Raw genomic sequence first — 418 nt, 5'->3', positions numbered from 1 at the left:
ATAAAAGAGACTGCCTATTGGCAATCTCTTTTGATGTATTAACGGAAAGAAGATACGTTATTACCCTTCGCTTCGTAATAATCTAAAATACCTTGATAAATCGCTTCTGCTGCAGCTTGTCTTTGTTTTGGTGTAGCAATTTTATCTGCATCACTTTTATTATCTACAAATGCTAATTCTGTTAATACAGCTGGCATTGTATTTTCTCTAGTTACATATAAGTCCTGATGTCTTATACCACGATCTTTTGTTCCAAGTGCTGCTACAAGACGGTCTTGAATTTTTTGTGCTAATAACTTACTGTCTTCTACATGCGGATTCGTTACTTTTGCTCTTGCTGACTGATAATATAATGTTTCTGTACCTTGTCCATTTTTCTTTTCAGAACCATTAGCATGGATACTTACAAAAATATCTC

The 418-nt window shown here is 34.2% G+C and carries 1 protein-coding gene; it reads right to left on the bottom strand.

Annotated elements, in window-relative coordinates; translation table 11 throughout:
- Positions 1-38: 38 nt before the first annotated feature.
- Positions 39-418 (bottom strand): N-acetylmuramoyl-L-alanine amidase family protein (locus tag KI369_RS28685; RefSeq protein WP_212959021.1); only part of this gene is annotated, 380 nt, incomplete at its 5' end.

Origin of the sequence: Bacillus sanguinis (genome assembly GCF_018332475.1) — a bacterium.
Taxonomy (GTDB): domain Bacteria; phylum Bacillota; class Bacilli; order Bacillales; family Bacillaceae_G; genus Bacillus_A; species Bacillus_A sanguinis.
Note: the sequence above shows the minus strand (reverse complement) of the source record. Positions and strands in the feature narration are given on the sequence as shown.